Source organism: Streptomyces sp. NBC_00310 (assembly GCF_036208085.1).
GTDB lineage: Bacteria > Actinomycetota > Actinomycetes > Streptomycetales > Streptomycetaceae > Streptomyces.
On sequence record NZ_CP130714.1, the window covers coordinates 5,017,042 to 5,038,243 of the forward strand.

The 21,202-nt window shown below is 70.6% G+C and carries 14 protein-coding genes; 7 read left to right on the top strand and 7 right to left on the bottom strand.

Annotated features, from left to right (window positions below; genetic code table 11):
• The first annotated feature begins 41 nt into the window (after positions 1-41).
• From OG202_RS21930 to OG202_RS21940, 3 genes are all read left to right on the top strand, one after another.
• On the top strand, positions 42-728 hold the full coding sequence (locus OG202_RS21930) for a hypothetical protein (RefSeq protein ID WP_328223383.1): 687 nt from the start codon (positions 42-44) through the stop codon (positions 726-728).
• Between the two features lie 157 nt (positions 729-885).
• A complete protein-coding gene (locus OG202_RS21935; RefSeq protein WP_328223384.1) occupies positions 886-7,671 on the top strand; it encodes a polymorphic toxin-type HINT domain-containing protein in 6,786 nt (2,261 codons plus the stop codon).
• The gene (locus OG202_RS21940; protein WP_328223385.1) at positions 7,668-8,519 is read left to right on the top strand and encodes a hypothetical protein; all 852 of its coding nucleotides are present in this window, start codon (positions 7,668-7,670) and stop codon (positions 8,517-8,519) included. The genes OG202_RS21935 and OG202_RS21940 overlap by 4 nt, the downstream gene beginning before the upstream one ends.
• A 28-nt stretch (positions 8,520-8,547) precedes the next feature.
• Here the strand turns inward: OG202_RS21940 and OG202_RS21945 are convergent, their stop codons facing one another.
• The 3 genes from OG202_RS21945 to OG202_RS21955 all read right to left on the bottom strand — a co-directional run bounded on the left by OG202_RS21945 (position 8,548) and on the right by OG202_RS21955 (position 11,129).
• Positions 8,548-9,912: an acyltransferase family protein gene (locus tag OG202_RS21945; protein WP_328223386.1), complete on the bottom strand. Its 1,365-nt coding sequence runs from the start codon at positions 9,910-9,912 to the stop codon at positions 8,548-8,550.
• Between the two features lie 153 nt (positions 9,913-10,065).
• On the bottom strand, positions 10,066-10,659 hold the full coding sequence (locus tag OG202_RS21950; protein WP_327729133.1) for a hypothetical protein: 594 nt from the start codon (positions 10,657-10,659) through the stop codon (positions 10,066-10,068).
• Positions 10,660-10,670: 11 nt separating this feature from the next.
• Positions 10,671-11,129: a hypothetical protein gene (locus OG202_RS21955; protein WP_326582013.1), complete on the bottom strand. Its 459-nt coding sequence runs from the start codon at positions 11,127-11,129 to the stop codon at positions 10,671-10,673.
• A gap of 952 nt (positions 11,130-12,081) precedes the next feature.
• Here OG202_RS21955 and OG202_RS21960 point away from each other — a divergent pair.
• Entirely contained in the window at positions 12,082-12,291 is a 210-nt protein-coding gene (locus OG202_RS21960; protein ID WP_326582012.1) for a hypothetical protein, read from the top strand.
• 96 nt (positions 12,292-12,387) lie between these two features.
• Here OG202_RS21960 and OG202_RS21965 read toward each other — a convergent pair whose 3' ends face one another.
• Together OG202_RS21965 and OG202_RS21970 are read right to left on the bottom strand one after the other, a co-directional pair.
• Entirely contained in the window at positions 12,388-14,739 is a 2,352-nt protein-coding gene (locus tag OG202_RS21965; protein WP_328223387.1) for an outer membrane protein assembly factor BamB family protein, read from the bottom strand.
• Positions 14,740-15,108: 369 nt separating this feature from the next.
• Positions 15,109-16,071 carry a VOC family protein gene (locus OG202_RS21970; RefSeq protein WP_328223388.1) on the bottom strand — a complete coding sequence of 321 codons (963 nt, stop codon included), beginning with the start codon at positions 16,069-16,071 and terminating at the stop codon, positions 15,109-15,111.
• A gap of 458 nt (positions 16,072-16,529) precedes the next feature.
• Here OG202_RS21970 and OG202_RS21975 point away from each other — a divergent pair, with 458 nt between their 5' ends.
• Complete coding sequence (locus tag OG202_RS21975) at positions 16,530-17,177, top strand: TetR family transcriptional regulator (protein WP_326582009.1); 648 nt, start codon at positions 16,530-16,532, stop codon at positions 17,175-17,177.
• Positions 17,178-17,404: 227 nt separating this feature from the next.
• Here OG202_RS21975 and OG202_RS21980 read toward each other — a convergent pair whose 3' ends face one another.
• Both OG202_RS21980 and OG202_RS21985 read right to left on the bottom strand, forming a co-directional pair.
• Positions 17,405-17,893: a nitroreductase/quinone reductase family protein gene (locus tag OG202_RS21980; protein ID WP_327732206.1), complete on the bottom strand. Its 489-nt coding sequence runs from the start codon at positions 17,891-17,893 to the stop codon at positions 17,405-17,407.
• A gap of 23 nt (positions 17,894-17,916) precedes the next feature.
• Positions 17,917-19,224: an acyl-CoA dehydrogenase family protein gene (locus OG202_RS21985; protein WP_328223390.1), complete on the bottom strand. Its 1,308-nt coding sequence runs from the start codon at positions 19,222-19,224 to the stop codon at positions 17,917-17,919.
• A gap of 113 nt (positions 19,225-19,337) precedes the next feature.
• Between OG202_RS21985 and OG202_RS21990 the strand changes: the two genes are divergently transcribed.
• Both OG202_RS21990 and OG202_RS21995 read left to right on the top strand, forming a co-directional pair.
• Positions 19,338-20,567 carry a thiolase C-terminal domain-containing protein gene (locus OG202_RS21990; protein WP_328223391.1) on the top strand — a complete coding sequence of 410 codons (1,230 nt, stop codon included), beginning with the start codon at positions 19,338-19,340 and terminating at the stop codon, positions 20,565-20,567.
• Between the two features lie 201 nt (positions 20,568-20,768).
• Entirely contained in the window at positions 20,769-21,194 is a 426-nt protein-coding gene (locus OG202_RS21995; RefSeq protein WP_327729126.1) for a pyridoxamine 5'-phosphate oxidase family protein, read from the top strand.
• Positions 21,195-21,202 lie beyond the last annotated feature (8 nt).

The following is a 21,202-nucleotide window of genomic DNA, read 5'->3' on the forward strand; positions in this document are numbered from 1 at the left end:
CGATTGTGCGCAGATCAGGCATCAATGGTGCGGTGGCCGCGGTGATCGCCGCATTTCTCGTCTCCGCGTGCGGAGAGAACACCGGAAAGGGCAGCGCGAGTTCCGAGGGCAGGGACTCTTCGGCGAACAGCACCTCACGTGAGCCGTGGACCGAGGCCGATCTCGATCTCGTCGCGCTGGGTGAGCGCGACGGTGAGAAGCCGGGCCGTATACCGATGAGCACGGGTCCTTCCGAGAGGAGGGCCGAGCCTGACCGGTGCAGTGCGATCGCCCGGACTCTCGGGCGGAGCAGCAGTGCCTACGCGGCCCACGCGCGGATCAACCGGACGTACGGCGGCAAGGGGACACGCCCCGGGGCCGTCATGACTCTCGCCTCGCACAGGACCGGCGATGCGAAACGGGTGGTGCGGGACTTCCGTACGGCGGCCGACAACTGCACCGCCTTCAAGGAAGGCCGGTTGGCCTACGAGGACGTCGAGGTGCAACCCGATCCCGGATACGGGGACGAATCCGTCTCCGTGCGGTTGGTCGAGGTCGTGTCGTATCCGGACGGCGTGAAGATCCGGGTCCCCCACGCCGTGGTGGTGCTGCGGCAAGGCACGACGGTCGCGATGTTCCACCACTTCGTCAGGCCGAACCCGTCCGACGGGAAGAAGCCGGCCCGAATTCCCGACGAGTTGGTCAAGAGGCAAGTGGAAAAGATCCGAAACTTCGGCGCCGTGAAGTAACCGTCGCCCATCCACCGCCACGCGCCACTCGCCACTCAACGCTCAACGCTCAACGCTCGCAACTCAACACTCGACGCTCACCACTCAACGGGAGAAACAGACGCGCATGAAGGCCAGACCAAGCAGGAGAACAGGCAGGCCATGGCGGCGGGTAGCCATGGCCACGGCCGCCGTGCTGACCGGGACACTGATACAGGCGTCGAGCCTGCCCGCCGTCGCCCAGGGCTGGCGCAAGCCCGCGCTGCCGCAGGCCGAGCACCCGGTCGCCGGCGGCCCGGCGGGCAAAGCCGTACCCCGCAAGATCACCAAGGGCCCCCGCACACCCGCCGAGGACCCGGCCACCACCTGGCCCAAGGCGGCCACCGCGACCGTCACCCTTCAGAAGGCCACCACCCGGGTCAAGGGACTCCCCCTCACCCTGGACACCCGCGTCAAGAAGTCCGCCGACGCGGCCGACGGCACCTACACCGTGCGCACCCTGTCCAAGAAGGCGGCCCGCAAGACCGGCGTCGACGGCCCCGTCTTCACCCTGACACCCCGCCAGAACACCGAGCAGCGCGCGGGCAAGGCACGCGCCGCGCTCGACTACTCCTCCTTCGCCGGCCTCTACGGCGGCAACTACGCCTCCCGCCTCACCTTCGTCCAACTCCCCGCCTGCGCACTCACCACACCGCAGAAGGCGAAGTGCCGCACCACGCGCCCCGTGGAGACCGTCAACGACACCGACAAGCAGACGCTGACCACCAAGTCGGTCGCCCTCAGCGCCGGCTCGGCCACCGTCCTGGCGGCCACCACGGCGGCGAGCAGCGACAAGGGTGACTACAAGGCCACGTCCCTGTCGGCCTCGTCCACCTGGAACACGGACCTGAGCAGCGGCTCGTTCGCCTGGTCGTACGACATGGCGGTGCCGCAGGTACCCGGTGGGCTGACCCCGCAGGTCGGGCTCTCGTACTCCTCCGGCGGTGTCGACGGCCGGACGGGCAACACCAACAACCAGGCGTCGTGGGTCGGTGACGGCTTCGAGCTGGCGCCCGGCTTCATCGAGCGCAGCTACAAGGGCTGCGAGGAGGACGGGGCGACCAACGCCGACGGGAAGAAGCCGGGCGACCTGTGCTGGGCGTACGACAACGCCACCCTGTCGCTGAACGGCTCCGGCGGGGAGCTGGTGCCGAACGGCACCAACTCCTGGAAGCTGCAGAACGACGACGGCACGAAGATCGACCGGATCTACGGCTCCAGCGACAACGTGCGGTCCAACGGGGCGCGCAACGACGAGTACTGGCGGGTGACCACCCCCGACGGCACGCGGTACTACTTCGGCTACAACCGGCTCCCCGGCTGGGCGAGCGGCAACGAGACCACGGACTCGACGTGGACGGTGCCGGTCTTCGGCAACAACACCGACGAGCCGTGCAACGCCTCCACGTTCGCGGCGTCCTGGTGCCAGCAGGGCTGGCGCTGGAACCTGGACTACGTCGTGGACCGGCGCGGCAACGCGGTCGCGTACTACTACGACAAGGAGACCAACTCCTACGGCCGCAACGTGACCTCCGCCGACGACACCCCGTACGTACGCGGCGGAACGCTGGACCGCGTCGAGTACGGGCTGAAGTCCTCCGCCATGTACTCGGCGAAGGCGCTGGCCAAGGTCGACCTCAGCAACAGCGAGCGGTGCATCGCCGACAGCTCGACCACGTGCTCGTCCATCGCCACGGACTCCGCGTACTGGTACGACACCCCGTGGGACCTGAACTGCGAGGCGGGGACCGACTGCGACGAGGGCCGGTACTCCCCGGCGTTCTTCACCCGCAAGCGGCTGACCGGCGTCACCACCCAGGTGCTGGTGTCCGGCGCGTACAGCGACGTCGACTCCTGGAAGCTGACCCACCGCTGGGGCATGGCCGACACCGACTACCAGCTGCTGCTGGACTCCGTCCAGCGCACCGGCCACGACGGCACGGCCTCGATCACGCTGCCGAAGACCACCTTCGCCTACACCCAGCTCGCCAACCGGCTCGACAAGACCGGCGACGGCTACGCCCCGTACATCAAGTCCCGGCTGTCGACCGTCGCCGACGACTCGGGCGGCCAGATCGACGTCGGCTACTCGGCACCGGTCTGCGACTTCGATGCGCTGCCGACCCCGCACACCAACACCACCCGCTGCTTCCCGCAGTACATCGGCGGCAGCTCGACCGACGACCCGGACCTGCAGTGGTTCAACAAGTACGTCGTCGACTCGGTCACCTCGACCGACCGCACGGGCGGCTCCCCCGACCAGGTCACCCTGTACGACTACCTGGACGGCGCGGCCTGGCACTACGACGATGACGACGGGATGACCAAGGCCAAGTCCAAGACCTGGTCGCAGTGGCGCGGTTACGGCCACGTACGGGTGCGGACGGGCGGCCAGGGCGGCGCCTCGGCCATGAAGTCGCAGACCGACTCGTACTTCCTGCGCGGCATGGACGGCGACCGCAAGGACACCTCCGGCGGCACCAAGTCCGTGAGTGTCACCCTGGGAGACGGCGAGGGCGATCCGATCACCGACCACGAGTCGCAGGCCGGGTTCGCGTACAAGACCGTCACCTACTCCGGTCCCGGCGGCAAGGTCCTCGACAAGACGGTGAGCCGGCCCTGGCACAAGGAGACCGCGAAGAAGGTCCGCGACTGGGGCACCGTCACCGCCAACTTCACCGGCACCGCGTCCACGAAGTCGTGGACCTCGCTGGACGACGGCGCGGGCACCAAGTGGCGGACCACCTCGGGTTCCGACACCCACGACCCCGCCACCGGCCTGGTCGTCCAGAGCGAGGACCTGGGCGACACGACCACCGCGGCCGACAACCAGTGCACCCGCACCACCCATGTCTCCGGCAGCGTCCCCCTGGGCCTCCCGGCGCGCGTCGAGACGGTCGCCAAGGCGTGCGACGCGACCACGAGCCGCCCGGCCGACGTCGTCTCCGACGTCCGCACCGCCTACGACGGCGGGGCGTACGGCGCCGCGGCGACCAAGGGCGACGCCACCAGGACCGCGAAGCTCAAGACGTACAACGGCACCAGCGCGGTCTACCTGGAGTCCAGCTCCACCTTCGACGGCTACGGCCGGGCACTGACCACCACCGACCTGACGGCCGACGTCACCGTCACCGCCGCGGGCGTGCTCACCAGGACCGCCCGCTCCGACGGCCGGACCACCACCACCGCGTACACCCCGACCACGGGCTTCGCGACGAGCAGCACGGTGACCACCCCGCCCGCCACGGCCGGGGACAGCACCACCGCCCAGACCTCGACCACGACCTACGAGGCGCTGCGCGGGCTGCCGCTCACCGAGACCGACACCAACAGCAAGGTCACGACCTACGCGTACGACGCGCTGGGTCGCGCCACCAAGGTGTGGCTGCCGGACCGGACGACGGGCCAGACCCCCAGCAACGAGTTCACCTACACCATCACCGACGGCAAGCCGATCGCGGTGGGGACAAAGACCATCGGCAACTCGGGTGCGCAGGACACCGTCTACACCCTCTACGACGGTTTCCTGCGGCCCCGCCAGACGCAGGCTCCCGGGCCCGACGGCGGGACACTGCTGACGGACACCTTCTACGACGAACGCGGCCTGAAGACGAAGGAGTTCGCTCCCTACTACATCACCGCCGCGCCGTCGAGCACGCTCTTCAAGCCCGCTGACGCGCTGAGCGTGGAGACCCAGGACCGGTACACCTACGACGGCCTCGGCCGGGTGACCGAACTGAAGGCGATCGCCGGCAACGGCGACGGCGGAGCGGTGCTCGGCGTCACGAAGACCGTCTACGGCGGTGACCGCACCACGGTCATCCCGCCCGTCGGCGGCACGGCGCAGACCGCCGTCACCGACGCCCGCGGCCGCACCACCGAACTGCGCCTGCTGCACTCCCGTGCCGCCGACGCCGACTACGACACCACGTCGTACGGCTACTCGCCGCGCGGTGAGCTGACCAAGGTCACCGACCCGGCGGGCAACGCCTGGACGTGGACGTACGACCTGATGGGCCGGCTCACCGACACCACCGACCCGGACAAGGGCGCCGGTCATCTCGACTACGACGACCGGTCCCTGATGACCACCTCCAGGGACGCGAAGGGCGTCCTCGCCTACGTCTACGACGGCCTGGGCCGCAAGACCGAGCTGCGGGAGAACTCGTCGTCCGGCACGCTGCGCGCCAAGTGGGTCTACGACACCATCAGCGGCGCCAAGGGCCAGCTCGCGTCCAGCTCCCGTTACAGCGGCGGCCAGGAGTACAAGTCGAGCGTCGTCGCCTACGACCGGCTGTACCGGCCGCTGCGCACCTCGATGACGATCCCGTCGGCCGAGGGCGCGCTGGCCGGCACGTATCTGTCGACCACCAGCTACAACGCGTCGGGCACGGTGCAGGGCGTCGGCTACCCCAAGGCCGGTGATCTGGCCGCCAACACCGTCACCCACACCTACGAGGACGGCACCCTGCGGCCCATCGGGGTCAGCGGACCGCTGAACCTGACCGCGAGCACCGACTACAGCCTCACCGGCAAGCCGCTGCAGTACTCCATGGCCGCGAACGGCGGAAAGGCCACGTACGAGACCAACACCTACCAGTGGGGCACCCAGCGGCTGGCCACCTCACGGGTGGACCGCCAGGACGTCTCGGGTGTCGACCAGCTCAACACCTACGCGTACGACGAGGCGGGCAACGTCCTGTCCGTCTCCGACACCTCCCGCTCCGGCACCGACAACCAGTGCTTCAGCTACGACCACCTCGGGCGGGTGAAGGAGGCCTGGGCCCAGTCGACCATCGGCTGCGTCGCCACGCCCAGCACGGGCGCGGTGGGCGGCCCGGCCCCGTACTGGACCTCCTACACCTACGACAAGGTCGGCAACCGGCTCACCGAGACCCAGCACGCGACCGCGTCCGGCGGCTCCGACACCAAGCGCAGCTACCACTACCCGGACCCGGGCGCCGTCCGGCCGCACGCGGTGACCTCGGTGGACAACACCACCGGGACCGTGAAGTCCACCGACAGCTTCGGCTATGACGACGCGGGCAACACGCACACCCGTCTGCTGGGTGACGGCACCTCCCAGACGCTGGACTGGGACGCCGAGGGCCATCTGGCCAAGGTCACCCAGCCCGTGGAGGGCGGCAGCGACAAGGTCACCGAGTATCTGTACGACACCGAGGGCAACCGTCTGATCGGCCGGACCCCGACCGAGACCACGCTGTACCTCGGTGCCACGGAGATCACCCTGGCCAAGGGTGCGACGGCCCCCAAGGGCACGCGTTACTTCGACGTCGGCGGCGGCCACATGGCCGTCCAGGCCAATGACGGGAAGTTCTCCTTCACCCTGGCCGACCACCACGGCACGGCCCAGCTGTCCGTGGACGCCACCACCCAGGCCCTGACCCAGCGCCGCACCCTGCCCTTCGGCGGGCCACGCGGCACCGAGCCGAACAACTGGCCCGGCACCAAGGGCTTCGTCGGCGGCACCGTCGACACCGCCACCGGGCTCACGCACCTGGGCGCGCGCGAGTACGACCCCGCCCTGGGTCGCTTCCTGTCGGTCGACCCGGTCTTCACGGCGACCGATCCGCAGCAGATGCACGGCTACGCCTACGCCAACAACAACCCGCTGACCCACTCCGACCCGGCGGGCACAGAGATCGGGTCCCGGCCCAACTCCTGCCAGTACTCCCTCGCGAACTGCAGCAAGAAAACCCAGAAGGAAGTCGGCTACGACGCGAAATCGGGTACGACCGACTACCGCCGCGGCAACATCTACAAGCGTTCCCAGGCCGCGAAGAAGCACTGGGTGGCGGCCAACACCCCGGTGTCGAACGACATCGACCACATAGCGGATGATTACTGGCACCCCAGGATGAACGGGGAGTTCACCGACGACTTCTGGTACAACCCGGTCTACGAGAACTCCCAGAAGGGCCAGGAAGGTACCGCCTGCTTCGGGCGTGAGGGATGCCGCCAAGCCTTCCTCTATGTACTGCACGGCGGCAAGGACGTCGAGAAGGCCAAGGAGATCGCGGCGACCTACTGCGTCTATCACGCGGAGGAATGCAACGAGAAGGCCGCCGCCGTCGCGCGGGGCAACGTCGTCAAGGAAGTCGTCTACACGGGATTGCTGGCCTACCTGGGCGGCGCGGCCGGCCGGGGAGCACCCTGCAACAGCTTCGCCCCGGACACTCAGGTCCTCATGGCCGACGGCACGACCAAGGCGATCGAGGACGTGCGAACGGGAGACAAGGTCCTCTCGACGGACCCGAGAACCGGCCGCACCGAGGTCAAGACGGTCACCGCCGAGATCATCGGCGAAGGCCGGAAGAACCTGGTCAGGGTCACCCTTGCCATCGAGGTCGACGGCAAGAAGCAGACCGCCACGATCACCGCGACAGCCGGCCACCCGTTCTGGGTCCCGGCGCTCGGCACGTGGACCGACGCCACCGACCTGACCGCGGGCGAACAGCTCCGTACGGCCACCGGGTCCCTGGTCCGCATCACCGAGGTCCGTCGCTGGACCCAGTCGGCCACCGTGCACAACCTCACTGTGGCGGACTTCCACACCTACCATGTGCTGGCGGGTGCCACCCCGGTCCTCGTCCACAACAGCAACGCCAACTGCAACTCGCTCACCCGCTCGCAGGCGGACGACGTCGCGCAGTTCCTGGGATACACGAAGACCAACAAGCGGTCCGCCGGTGGGGCCGCGATCTGGGAGCACAAGAAGGCAGCCGGCGGCCAGCCCAGGTACATCACCTACGACAGGACCGGACACAACAAGGAAGCCATATTCAAGGGGGCGAGTTTCAAGAACCCCTTCCAGTCGACCAAGGACTCGGCCCGGGACGGAACCTACGGATTGGACATCTCACCGTCGGGAGTGGTTCAGGGGCTCAAGAAGGTAGCGAAATGAGAGAACTCGTTCTCAGCCCGCACACCGAGAGCGTGCGATCCGAGCTGGCTGACGCACGGCACTGGAGTGCGTACGCGGCGGAGTTGCGCGGGATCCTCGCGATCGTGATCCAGCAGAGCGAGGCCGATGCCCTCGAGGTCGGGGAGCTGCTGGTGAACCGGCCTCTGCCGGGCAGATACGCGGATCTTCGCAACGGTGTCGATGTCAGCCCCTCACAAGCAGTCGATCTCGTCGAGGGAATGGCTGCCGGGAGGGGCCCGTACTGCCGGCTCTCCCTGCCGGGTCGGCTCCACATCGTGTCGGGGTGGGAAGGGGCCGTGCACCTGCACACCACACCGCAGGTGGCCACTGAGCTCACGGGGCTCCGGGGCGAGAGCGTGAGCCTCCAGTGGCGGAACTCGGATCCGGATCCGGTAGACACGGAAGGGCTCGTGCGGGCTGTCGCGGACGAGAGCTTCTGGTCCGCGGTACGGGACATGTCGGATCACGTGACGCTGCTGTGCGAGCGCTGGGCGCACGGCTCCTTCGGCTGCACGTGGTTCCTGGTGACCCGGCAGAACGCCGGGGAAGTGGCCGAGCTGGTGCGGCCCCGTTCTCTCCTCTGTGTGGTCACCGACCCGGATCTGCGGCCAGGATCCGAGACACTGGAGGACGACTTCACCGCCTTCAAGGCTCCGCTGCTGCCTGGCGAATTGCCCTATCGGGCGTTCCCCGGTGGAGCCGACGATCTCTCAGAAGTCGTCGCCGAGGGATACACACTCGTCCTGGCCGACGACGTCATGGGGGACTGGTGCGTGGTGCCGGACCCTGACGGAGTGAACAGAGGGCAGTGGGCGGACATCCGCTGATCAACACGGAGAGAAGGTGAGGACCTGGTCACGGCCAGGATCTCGGCGAGACGCTCGGCTGGGGTTTCCCGGCCGAGCGTCTTGCGTGATCGGCCTCCCGGTCCGGGGTGTCACGGCGGGTCAGGCGTCGGCCCCATCTCTGGGCCGGTGCCTCGACGCAGTAGTACGTCAGCACGCACACCGGCAACAGCACGGCGTAGAAGGCCACTTCGAGGACGAGGTCGTCGTGGCGGCGGCGGCCGATCGTGCCGTCGCTCACCGCCAGCAGCAGGGGATGCACGAGGTAGACGGAGTAGCTGATCATGCCCAGGAACGTCAGCAGCCGTGGGATCCGTCGGCGGCGCAGCGCCAGCCCGATGCCGAAGGTGGCCACGGCCAGCAGGAAGGACACGATCCAGGCGCGCCGGGTGAAGTGGCCCCCGTCGCCGTCGACATACGCGCTCCCGACCGCGCAGGCGACCACCAACGCCGCCGCGCACCCCGCCCACGCCCAGCTGCTCTGACCGGTGTCGGCCCGGTACACCGCCGTACCGAGGAACATCACGGCGAGGATCACCAGGCCCTCCCACACCGGCACCGTGCCGTTGAAGGCGACCAGGGCCAGCGCGAGGACCCCGCCCAGCACGCCCCCGAACACCCTGAGCGCGGCCGACCCGGTGCACGCGCAGCAGATGGCGATGAGCATCACGACCGACGCGAGCGCGATCAGCCTGCCGGTGCCCAGCGCGTCGGAGAGGGCCGACGCCGGCAGCGCGAACCCCGCCGCCACGCTCAGCGCGGCGAGCGCCGCCAGGGTGACGGCGACCGCGCCGGACCGCCGGTGCAGGCGGACGGTGAAGAGGCCGACGACCAGGAGGTAGAAGGCCATCTCGTACGAGAGGGTCCACAGGACGAGCAGGAGATTGGGGGTGCCCAACAGCTCCTGGAACAGGGTGAGATGGGCCAGGGCCACCGAGGTGAGGCTCTGTCCGCCGAAGTCCCGGATCTCCGCCACGCCGAAGTGGTCGGCCACGAGCAGACCGGTGACGACGGCCGCGCACAGCGGGTAGATACGGAAGAGGCGGCCGGTCCAGAACGTCCTCACACTGCCCCGGCGTTCCAGCGACGCGGGGATGATGTAGCCGCTGACCAGGAAGAACACCATGATGCCGTAGCGGCTGGTGTTGAACTCCGGCATCAGCTCCCGTCGGAACTCCGCCATGAACGAGTACGACGAGTGGTCGAACACCACGACGAGCGCCGCGATGCCGCGCAACGCGTCCAGCCAGCCGAGCCGCGACGCACCGGACGCGGCCGCCCTGGAGGACCGGGAAGACCGGGAGGACCGGGAGAACCGGGAGAACCGGGAAGACCGGGGCGATGCGGAGGGCGAGGACTTCATACCCGTTCTCACGTGCGGTTCTTCTCCGGTGTTCAGCTCGGCTCCGATGGGCGTGGTCCGGCCTGTCGGGCAGCCCGGGAAGCGGCAGGGCGCAGGGCGGGCGGAGCCGTTCGGGGCGCCGACCTGGTGGACGCCGGGTGCGGTGAGCACCCGGCGTCGCCCGGGTCAGCTCGTCGGCTCGGCCTCCGGTTCGGCCTCACAGCGGTCGACCGAGGCCGCCATGGTCTGCTCGGCCATCTCGATGCGGGAGGTCGCCTTGTCGCCGGCGGCCACCTCGACCTGCCACTCCCCGTTCTCGACCAGGGCTCCGTTCTTGTCGATGAACGAGACCATGACCGAGAACTCGGCGTCGACCGCGTTGGGGTTGGTCACCTCCACGGTCGCGTACGGCTGCTTCGCGGACGCGCACGTCACCAACCGCACGGTCGCCGACTCCAGTTGTGCCTCGCCCGAGCCGGTGTCCTCGGTGGAGGAGTCGTCGTACGAGTCGTCGTACGAGTCGTCATAGCTGTCGTCGTAGTCGTCGTAGTCGTCGCTCTTCCCCAGGCCGGATGTGCCGCCCGACGACGAGGACGAGGTGTCGTGGTCCTGGGAGGAGGAGCTGCAGCCGCCGCCACTGCCACCGTCGCTGCCGCCGCTGGAACTGGAGCTGGAACCGCCGCTGGAACCGCGTCCCGTCGAGAACCCGGTCAGCGCGAGCACGACGATCACCGCCATCGACGCGAACCTCAGCCCGCGCACCCGTGTTTGTCCGCGCATGAGAGGCCCCCTCACTCGGCGGTACGCGACAGGCCGGTCAGCTTGCAGGTGCCGCCACCCGCCGCGAAAGCGCTGTCGTCCACCGAGCCCTCGTTCACCTTGACGTCAAGGACGTCGGAGGAACCGGCGGGCACGGACCGGATGGCGCCACCCTCGGTGGTGGCGACACGCTTGCCGTCGGCGTCCGTGAACTCGACGTCGAACGTGTAGCTGTACGTGGTGCCCGAGCTGCTGTTGGTGGCACGGACTCGGGCGGCCAGACCACGGTCGTACTCACAGGTCTCGATCTTCAGATCCCTGGCGGCACCCTTGGAGCTGGACGTCCCGCCCGTCCCCGAGGTGGTGCTCCCGCCCGTGGTGGTCGTACCGCCGCTGTCGCTGCCCCCGCTGGAGCTGGAGGAGCTGGATGACGAAGAGCCGCCGGAGCAGCCTCCGCCGCTGGAGCCGCGGGCTCCGGTGAGTGCGAACACGGCGATACCGAAAACCGCGATGGCCCGGACATGACGAGACTGCACTGGCTCAACCCCCGTTGAGTAGCGTTGTTTTGATGTCACACCCGCAAACGGATCCCTTCCGCTGACAGGCGCACGACACCCTAACAGCACGTGAGGAACACGGAGCCGGTCGATCGCGCGGTCACGGAGTTGCCTGGCCGTGGAATCGGACAAGCGCCCAGCGGGAACCGTCGCTCTCCCCATCCGGGCGCCTGGAGCCATCAGGCCTGGGCAGCGGCAGGACGGGCATCTGCAGATGCCGCGGGTGCTGTCCTGCGTCGTAGACGTGCAGGGGCGAAGCGCGTCCGCTCACGCGGACCGAGCGGCCGCGGCACCCGGACTCGGGGGACGTGGAGCGGGACATCGTACGGCCGTACGTGGCGGCCCACTTGACCGGTACCGCGAAGCAGAGAGAGCCGCACGCGGGGCACGCGCGGCCCTGCGTGACCTCACACTCGGGGAACACCCACCGCCCTGGCACCGATCGACAACTGTCCGTGTCCGAGGCTGCGTGGTTTCCGGCTTCCGGGAATCTGCACAGTGCGTACATAGCCGCATCACGCCGCGCGATGCGGCCGCGCAGCGGCATGCCGGATGCCGCTCCGCCGGCATGAAGTTGGCATGAAGTGTCCTGTTCTCAATCCCGGTGGCACTGCTCAGCCGCGTCCCGATATCGCACGGTACGTAGAGAAGGTGTCCTCAAATCGTGTGCCGGCCTGCACGGTTGCGTCGCCTGCTCGTTCGACTTCCCGGGCGCGTGGTCCGGTTGATTGGATGCCCGGCGTGCTCCGTGCTTTGATCCCTGGCACCGCGGCAGCAACGCGCGAGTCTCCGGAAACGGGGTCGCACGTCTGCGGCCGGGGCCCGCTAGTCCCCAGCGGGGCCACCCCCCCCCTTGTGGATCATCCATACGAAGGGAAGTTTCCTCATGAACTCCGCTCCCCAGGTCGAGACCGTCGAGATCTCCGACGCCGCGCTCGACAACGTCTCCGGTGGCCTGGCCCCGCACGCCAGCCTCGTCGCCGGACCCACCGCTGTCAGCGACGCGACCGTCCTGACCCAGATCGAGGGCGTCAAGAACGAGGTCCTGGGCACCGCCGCCCAGTACAACCACGTCAGCGTCTGCGCCTCGCTCTGACGCACGGCCCGTAGGGCAGGACGTCCGGCGGCCCCGCGCCCCTGAAGGAGCTTCGCTCCTGAAGGGGCTTCGCCCGTTACGGGACCGGACCCGCCCTCACGTCGTCCGCGCCGTCCCCGTCCCCTTCTCCGCGTCCAGCGCGTACACGCACCGGTCCTTGCTGCACGCGTACACGACACCGTCCTTGACCACGGGCGACCCGGTGATCTCACCGCCCGTCGCCAGCTTCCACCGCAGCCGCCCGTCGTCGGCCTTCAGCGTGTACAGCAGATGGTCGGTCGAGCCGAAGTGGATCCGCCCCTCCGCCACCGAGGGCGCCCCCACGATCTCCCCGCCCGCCTGGAAGCGCCACTTCGGCGTTCCCGTGACCGCGTCGAGGGTGTAGAGCCCCTTGCCGCTGCCCACGTGGACGTGCCCGGCGGCCACCAGCACCGGTTCCAGGGAGGAGCGGGACTCCGTCGCGATCCTCCACCGGTCCCGTCCGTCCGTCGCGTCGAGCGCGTAGACCGTGCCGAGGTAGTCGGCGAGGTAGACGCCACCGCCCGTGACCGCCGGACCGGACGCGAACGTGGGCGCGGAGAGGAAGACGGCCGGAGCCTCGAAGTGCCAGCGGACGTGCCCGCTCGCCACGTCGACGGCGAGGACGCGGCTCCCGGCGGAGACGTACACATAGCCGTCGGAGGCCGGGGTCAGCCGCACGGGGACGCCGCCGCAGGAGGCCGCGTCCCCGATGGGGTACGACCAGCGCTCGTCGCCCGTACGGGCCTCCAGCGCGCGCAGCCGGGCGTCCTTCCAGACGTACACCGTGCCGTCGTGGACGACCGGGCCCGCCTCGGGGGACTCGAAGTCGGCCTGGGCGCCGGCGAGCTCCCAGAGCTTGTGCCCGTTGGACGCCTCCCAGCCCTGTACGCCGCCGCCCCGGGTGGCGGTGACCACCGTGCCCCGGTCGGCCTTCAGCGAGTACACCCAGGCGTCCGTCGACAGCCGCCACAGGTCGGCGCCCTCACGGGCGTCGAGTGCGAAGAGGGTCGGACCGTCGGAGGCGTGGATACGACCGTCCGCGACCGCCATCGACCAGGCGACGTCCCGGGTCTTGAAGCGGCGCCGGCCGGTGGCCACGTCCAGGGCGTGCACCTCGAAGGAGGTGACGTAGACGAGGTCGTCGGCGACGGAAGGGGTGCCCCAGACGTCGTTCGACATGCGGAAACGCCAGGGGCGCCAGCCGGAGGCGGCCGGTTCCGGGGCGGGCGGGGCGCTCGCGGAGGGCGCGGGGTCGGCGCCGTTCACGCCGGCGCGCGGGCGGGACCAGGAGGCGGCGAGGCCCGCCTCGGGAGGGGGCGCCTTCACGGCGGCGGCGCGGGCGTCGGCGACGCGCGGACCGGGCCCGATGGGCACCTGGCCGCCGGCGAGCCGGACCGGCCCGGTGTCGGGGGCGCCGAGGGAGACGGGCGACACGGGCGCGGGGTCGTACGACGGCGGGGGCGGCGGTACCGGGGCGGTCGGGCGACCGCCGCCACTGCGCCCGCCGGAGGCCTGCTGCTTGGGCACGGCGCGCCCGCCCCGGCGCGTCTCGATCATGCTGACCGCCTTCTCGGGCAGCCACGCCGACGCCGTACCGCTGTCGTCCGAGCCGGAGCCGAAGAGATGGGGCGCGAGCTGGGCCTGGAGGTCGGCGGGGTTGGGGCGCGCGGTCGGGTCCATCTGCATACAGGACTCGATGAGGGGGCGCAGGTCGTCCGGGAGGCCGGAGAGGTCGGGGCCCTCGCGCAGCAGCATGAAGACGGTCTCGACCGGGTTGGCCCCGTGGAACGGCGCGTGTCCGGTGGCGGCGAACACGAGCATCGAGCCGAGCGAGAAGACGTCACTCGCGCCGGTGACGCTCCGCGAGTCCTTCGCCTGCTCGGGCGACATGTACGCGGGCGTGCCGACGGCGACGTTCGTCATCGTCAGACGTGTGTTCGATACACCGGACGCGATGCCGAAGTCGATCACGCGCGGACCGTCCTCGACGACGAGCACGTTGGAGGGCTTGAGGTCGCGGTGGACGAGTCCGGCGCCGTGGATGGACTGCAGGGCTTCGGCGACGCCCGCGGCGAGCCAGCGGACGGCCTGGACCGGCATCGGGCCGCAGTCGTTCACTATCTCCTCGAGCGAGGGCGCGGGGACGTACGCGGTCGCCAGCCACGGCACGGCCGCGCGGGGGTCGGCGTCGACCACGGCCGCCGTGTAGAAACCGGACACCGCGCGGGCCGCCTCGACCTCACGCGTGAACCGGACCCGGAAGAGCTGATCCTCCGCCAGCTCCGTCCGCACGGTCTTGATCGCCACGCGCCGCCCCGACGCCGAGCGCGCCAGATAGACCAGCCCCATGCCGCCGGCACCCAGCCGTCCCAGCACCTCGAACGGCCCGATCCGCCGCGGATCGTGCTGCGTCAGCTGATCCACCACTTGCCCTGCCACCTCCCCGTACGGACCGCGTCACCCACGTTGTGCGCGCGACCCCCGTGCAGCGTCTCACCACCGCACCGCCATGGCGGCACGCACCCCGATTCTTCCTGCTACCGGGGGCAGGTGCGAACCCGGGGGCGGATCGGGGTGTCTCAGGACAAAACCACGTTGTCCGCCTTTCGGGAAGCGGGAGCCCGGATGATGGGACAGTACGACGGTCCGCGTACCACCGGCGCACAACCCCGTACGCCTGCCCACGCGGCGGCCTCTTCACTCGCGTCGCGGGGATCGGCCGAAGGCCGGCCGGAAGTCGGCCGAAGGCCGGCCGGAAGTCGGCCGAAGGCCGGCCGTAAGCGGTCTTCCCGCTGGTCAGCCTTTGTCCTCCGGGCCGGTCGCCCCGTGTTCTCCCGCCGGCCGGGCCTCGTCCTCGCCCCGGTCGTCCCCCCGTTGCCGCAGCTCGTCCGGGCGCTGTTCGGCCTGGTCCGCCTCCTGCGGGGCCTCCCGCCAGCCGTTTCCGTCCCACTGCTGGAGCAACGCGAACGACGCGCCTTGATTGTCCGTGACGACCGCCACATTTCCGTACGAGGTGCCGAACGGCGGCACCTGCACCCGGCCCCCGAGCCGGCTGACGGTCCCGAGCGCGGCCTCGCAGTCCTCCGTCCCGAAGTGGACCAGGAAGTGCGGCGGCATCTCCGCCGGGAAGACGTCCGTGAGCGTGGCCCGGCCGAAGTCCGGGGCCGCGTCCGGGCCGAAGAGCGCGTCGTGGAAAAGGTGCGCGTAGAAGGAATTGGCCGCCTTGGTGTCCCGCGCGTACAACTCGGCCCACGCGAACGTGCCGGGCTCGTGGCGCCGCCCGAAGCCGGTGTGCCTGCCGGCCTGCCAGAGACCGAAGACGGCCCCTTCGGCGTCGGTGGCCAGCGCGGCCGTGCCGAGCGTGCCGACCGGGGTCGGCGGGATGATCACCTGACCGCCGGCCGCGGTGATCCGGGCGGTCAGGGCGACCGCGTCCGGGGTCGCGAAGTGCAGCGTCCAGGCCGTGGGGAGCCGGCCGTCGGGCTTGGGGGCGAGGGCGGCGAGCGGGGTCGAGGCGCCCGAGGGGTACGCCCACACCTCATGGGCGCCGTCTCCGGGGGCCACCCTGAACGTCCATCCGAAGAGTTCGCCGTAGAACCGCTTGCCCGCCTCCACGTCGGGCAGCTGGGCGTCCACCCAGCAGGGGACGCCCTCGGGGTACGGGACGCTTCCCGTCCCGGCGGCGGCTCCCGCCCCGGTGACGGCTCCCGCCCCGGTGACGGCTCCCGCCCCGGTGACGGCTCCCGTCTCAATGGCCATAGGGCCAAGCTAACGGCGGCGCACGTGGGGCGCGCGTCGGGCGCGTCCGCCGTCTTTGCGCGAGAGATCACGCGGGGGGTTCGGTTAGTCGGCGGGTGCGGGTTCGGCGGGGGCTGGTCGCACGGTTCCCCGCGCCCCTGAAAGCAGGGGGCGCCCCGTGCTTTTCAGGCCCGCAGGGGCCTGGTCTTTCAGGGGCGCGGGGAACTGCGCGAGAAGCCCCACCGGCCCGCAGCCAAAGACCACACCTGACCGGGGTCGAAGGGGCGCAGCCCCTGGATGGGGGCACCTCCCGCTCGAGCGAAGCCGAGAGTGGGGGGAGGGACGGGTAGGGGCGGCGGGGGCGAAGAAAATCCGCCACCGCACCGCAGGGCCATCCCACGAACCCCTTGGTGAAGCCCATGCTCCCCATTTGCAGTCGGCCGAATCGCGCTCCGATCACCCCTCGGTAAGCTGACGGCATGACAGGACAAGTGCGTACCGTCGACGGCCGCGTGGCCGGCCGACGAGGGCAGGCGACCCGGCAGAAGCTGCTCGACTGCCTCAGCGAGATGCTCAGCTCGTCGCCCTACCGGGACGTCAAAGTCATTGATGTCGCCCGGAAGGCGGGGACTTCGCCCGCGACCTTCTACCAGTACTTCCCGGACGTCGAAGGTGCCGTCCTGGAGATCGCCGAGCAAATGGCTGCCGAGGGCGCCACGTTGACGCGCCTTCTCGAAGGACGGTCCTGGGTCGGCAAGGCCGGCTGGCAGACCGCCCAGGAACTCGTCGACGGTTTCCTGGAGTTCTGGCGCAGGAACGACGCGATCCTCCGCGTCGTCGACCTGGGCGCCGCCGAGGGCGACAAACGCTTCTACAAGATCCGCATGAAGATCCTGAACTCCGTCACCAACTCCCTCTCGGAGACGGTCTCCGAGCTCCAGGCCAAGGGCCGCGTCGACAAGGACGTCAGCCCGGCGGCCCTCGCCGGTTCCCTCGTCGCCATGCTCGCCTCGGTCTCCGGGCACCAGAAGGGCTTCCAGACCTGGGGCGTCAAGCAGGCCGAACTGAAGCCCAACCTCGCCCTGCTGGTCCACCTGGGCATCACCGGCAAGAAACCCACGAAGTAACCAGGAGCACCCGGGCACGCCCCGGACGCGATTCCTGTCACGCAGACGGCACCCTCGGGCGAGGCGTGCCGCCTGCCGCGTTCAGGGGGCCCAGGGGCCTGGGGACCGCTGGTGGACTGCCGGGGGACCCGCTGGGCGGCATCACGCCCGTCATCACGACCGTACGGCGATCGTCATCGGCTCGGCGTCGGCACCGGCACCGGCACCGGCACCGGCACCGGCACGATTCACCGCCGCACGATCCGGAACACCCGTATCTCCCGGTCCACCCGGGCCTGGTACGTCGAGTACGGCGGCCAGAACCTCAGCAACTCCCGCCAGACCGCCGCCCGTTCCTCGCCCGCCAGCAGGTGCGCGGTGACGGGGATGTCCTGGCCCTTCCAGTTGATCTCGGCGTCGGGGTGGGCCAGCAGGTTGGCGCTCCAGGCGGGGTGGCCGGGGCGGCCGAAGTTCGACCCGACCAGGACCCAGCTGTCCCGCCCCTCCTCGGGCATACAGGCCAGCGGCGTACGCCGCGGCTGCCCGCTCCTCGCGCCGGTCGCGGTCAGGACGACGCCGGGCAGCAGTTGCGCGCTGAGCAGCACCCGGCCCCGGGTGACACGGTGCACGGCCCGGTCCAGCGCGGGGATGACATGCGGTGCGACCCGGGCGAACGCCGGAGCCGAGGACACCTTCTGCACCAGCCGTACGCCCATGCCCTTCATCCCCTCGGCCATCCCCGCCGTGTTCCTCGAAGCCATCAGCCCCGCACCTCCCTCTGCCCGCCCGGGCCGTCGACGGTGAAGACGCCCGCCTCGTCGGCCGCCCGCCCCCGCAGCCGGTGCACCGGCCCGAAGAGCGACTCGTCCCCGGCCACCCGCTTGAAGTACAGCTGCGCCTCGTGCTCCCAGGTGAACCCGATCCCCCCATGCAACTGGATCCCCTCTCCGGCGGCCACCCGCAACGCCTCCAGCGCCTGGGCGAGCGCCAGCCCGCCGACCCGCTCGCCGCCCTCCGTACAGGGCTCGGCGGCAGCCGCCCAGGCCGCGTAGTACGCCGCCGACCGGGCCGCCCGCACCCGCACGTAGACGTCCGCGAGCCGGTGCTTCACCGCCTGGAACGACCCGATCGGCCGTCCGAACTGCTCCCGCTGCCGCACATACGCGACCGTCCGCTCCAACGCCCGGTCGGCGGCTCCCACGGCCTCCGCGGCGAGCACGGCAGCCGCCGCGTCCCCGACCTGGGCCAGGGCCGACAGCACACCGGCACGGGCACGGGCCCCGGCACCGACACCGGCACTGACGTCGACGTCGACATCGACCTCATCACCGAGCAACTCTCCCTCCACATCCCGGAGTTCGAGCCGAGCCACCGGCCGTGTCTCGTCGATGGAGGTCTGCCGCACCCGTACGAGCCCGGCACCCCCACCCGCACCCGCACCCGCACCGGTCTCCCCGGTCACCGCCCGCACGAGAAACAGCAGCGTCCGCGAGCGGGCGTACCCCCCGGCGTGCGCGGCCACGAGCAGCAGGCCGGCGCTGTGCCCGTCGAGAACCTGTCCGGCCTCCCCGTAGAGCCGCCACCCGTCCCCGACGCGTCGCGCCTGGACGCCGCCCGCGCGTCCGCCGCCGGCCCACGCGCTCCCGTTGTCTCCGGTCAGCGCCAGCGCGGTGGCGAGGGCCGCGCCCGGTACGGCAAGGGCCGCGGTGAGTCCGCCGGAGGCGAGGCGGGGCAGCAGTTCGGCGCGCTGCCGCTCGGTGCCGAGGGCGAGGATCAGGGGGGCGACCAGGACGGAGGTGGACAGCAGCGGCGAGGGGGCGAGGGCGCGTCCCAACTCCTCGCTTGCCAGGGCGAGTTCGGTTGCCGAGCAGCCGACACCGCCGTACGCCTCGGGGAGCGCGAGTCCCGGCAGCCCGAGCTGTTCGGAGAGGGCGGCCCACAGCCCGCCGTCGTGCCCCTCCCCCGTCCGCACGGCCGCCCGGACCTCCTCCGGACCGCAGCGCTTGAGCAGCAACTCCCGTACCGTACGCCGGATTTCCTCCTGCTCGGCGGTGAAGCGGGCATCCATGGCGGTCCCCCTCCTGCTCCCCCAACGTCTCGATCTGACGGTCCGTCATATTAGGCCGGAAGGCACCCGAAGCACAGGGTTGCCGTCGATAGATCTGATGTACCGTCAGATCCATGACCGCTGTGCCAGCCCTACCCGGAACCGGTGGCCGTCGCGACACGGCACGAGCATCTCGTGGTGGCGGCCGAAGGGTCGCGATCGTCGGGGCCGCGCTGTCCGACTGCGGCCGGGTGGACGACGCGACCCCGTACGCACTCCACGCGCAGGCCGCCCGCCGGGCCCTCGCCGACGCCGGGCTGGAGCGCACGGCCATCGACGGCCTGGCGTCGGCCGGCCTCGGCACGCTGGCGCCGGTGGAGGTGGCGGAGTATCTGGGCCTGCGGCCCACCTGGGTGGACTCCACCTCGGTCGGGGGGTCGGCCTGGGAGGTCATGGCGGCGCACGCGGCGGACGCGATCGCCGCCGGGCACGCGAACGTCGTCCTCCTCGTCTACGGTTCCACGGCCCGCGCGGACATCAAGGCGGGCCGCCGCACGGGCAACCTCTCCTTCGGCGCGCGCGGCCCCCTCCAGTTCGAGGTCCCCTACGGGCACACCCTGATCGCCAAGTACGCCATGGCCGCGCGCCGCCACATGCACGAGTACGGCACGACCCTGGAGCAGCTGGCCTCCGTCGCCGTACAGGCCCGGGCGAACGCGGCGGCGAACCCGGAGGCGATGTTCCGCACGCCGCTCACCGTGGAGGACGTCCTGTCCTCCCCGCCGATCGCCGACCCGTTCACGAAGCTGCACTGCTGCATACGTTCCGACGGCGGGGCGGCGGTGCTGCTGGCGGCCGAGGAGTACGTACGGGACTGCCGGCCGACGACCCCCGTCTGGATCCTCGGCACGGGCGAGTACACCTCGCACACGACCATGTCCGAGTGGCCCGACTTCACGGTCTCCCCGGCGGCGGTCAGCGGCCGCCTGGCCTTCGAACGGGCCGGCGTGCGCCCCGCCGAGATCGACTTCGCCGAGATCTACGACGCCTTCACCTACATGACCCTCGTGACGCTGGAGGACCTCGGTTTCTGCGCGAAGGGAGAGGGCGGGTCCTTCGTGGAGAAGGGCCGCCTGACCCTGACCGGCGACCTCCCCGTGAACACCGACGGTGGCGGTCTCTCCGCCCAGCACCCCGGCATGCGCGGCCTCTTCCTCCTCGTCGAGGCCGTACGCCAACTGCGCGGTGAGGCGGGCGCCCACCAGGTCCGGGCCCCCGACGGCCACCTGCCCCGCCTCGCCGTGGCCTCGGGCACGGGCGGCTGGTTCTGCTCGTCGGGGACGGTGGTGCTGGGACGGGAGTGAGGCCCTCCCGGCCGACCACCCCGAGGACGGCTCCGCCACCTGCGCCTTCCTGACGCCGTCCACCGCATGCCGTCCACTACACGCCGTCCACCACATGCCTTCCACTACGTGCCTTCCACAGCCGGAATACGAGGCGGGGAGGGCGCGCTGTAGGGAATCGGCAGACGAAGGCGTCCCCGTAGCAGTCCCGGAGGAAGCGACATGGCACTGTCCCGCAAGGAGCGCGAGGAGTTTCTGGCCGAGGCCCATGTGGCCGCGTTGGCGGTGGACGCCGGGGAGGGCAGGGCACCGCTGACGGTGCCGATCTGGTACCAGTACGAACCCGGGGGCGACATCTGGGTCATGACCGGGCTGGACACCCGCAAGAACCGGCTGATCCAGGCCGCCGGCCGCTTCTCCCTGATGATCGACCGACTCGAACCCACCATCCGCTACGTCTCCGTCGAGGGCCCGGTCACCGACACCGCCCCGGCCACCCTCGACCAGCTCCGCGAGATCTCCGCCCGCTACCTCCCGGCCGACAAGGTCGACGGCTACGTCGACTTCGCCTCCCGGAACCATGGCGAACAGGTGATCATCCGCATGCGCCCCGAGAGGTGGGTCTCGTCCGACCTGGGCACGGTGTGAGACCGTCC

Excerpts from the sequence above, each read along its gene's own strand:
- OG202_RS21935 (WP_328223384.1), top strand. The coding sequence starts at position 886 with ATGGCCACGGCCGCCGTGCTGACCGGGACACTGATACAGGCGTCGAGC.
- OG202_RS21940 (WP_328223385.1), top strand. The coding sequence starts at position 7,668 with ATGAGAGAACTCGTTCTCAGCCCGCACACCGAGAGCGTGCGATCCGAG.
- OG202_RS21950 (WP_327729133.1), bottom strand. The coding sequence starts at position 10,659 with ATGCGCGGACAAACACGGGTGCGCGGGCTGAGGTTCGCGTCGATGGCG.
- OG202_RS21960 (WP_326582012.1), top strand. The coding sequence starts at position 12,082 with ATGAACTCCGCTCCCCAGGTCGAGACCGTCGAGATCTCCGACGCCGCG.
- OG202_RS21970 (WP_328223388.1), bottom strand. The coding sequence starts at position 16,071 with ATGGCCATTGAGACGGGAGCCGTCACCGGGGCGGGAGCCGTCACCGGG.
- OG202_RS21975 (WP_326582009.1), top strand. The coding sequence starts at position 16,530 with ATGACAGGACAAGTGCGTACCGTCGACGGCCGCGTGGCCGGCCGACGA.
- OG202_RS21980 (WP_327732206.1), bottom strand. The coding sequence starts at position 17,893 with ATGGCCGAGGGGATGAAGGGCATGGGCGTACGGCTGGTGCAGAAGGTG.
- OG202_RS21985 (WP_328223390.1), bottom strand. The coding sequence starts at position 19,224 with ATGGATGCCCGCTTCACCGCCGAGCAGGAGGAAATCCGGCGTACGGTA.
- OG202_RS21990 (WP_328223391.1), top strand. The coding sequence starts at position 19,338 with ATGACCGCTGTGCCAGCCCTACCCGGAACCGGTGGCCGTCGCGACACG.
- OG202_RS21995 (WP_327729126.1), top strand. The coding sequence starts at position 20,769 with ATGGCACTGTCCCGCAAGGAGCGCGAGGAGTTTCTGGCCGAGGCCCAT.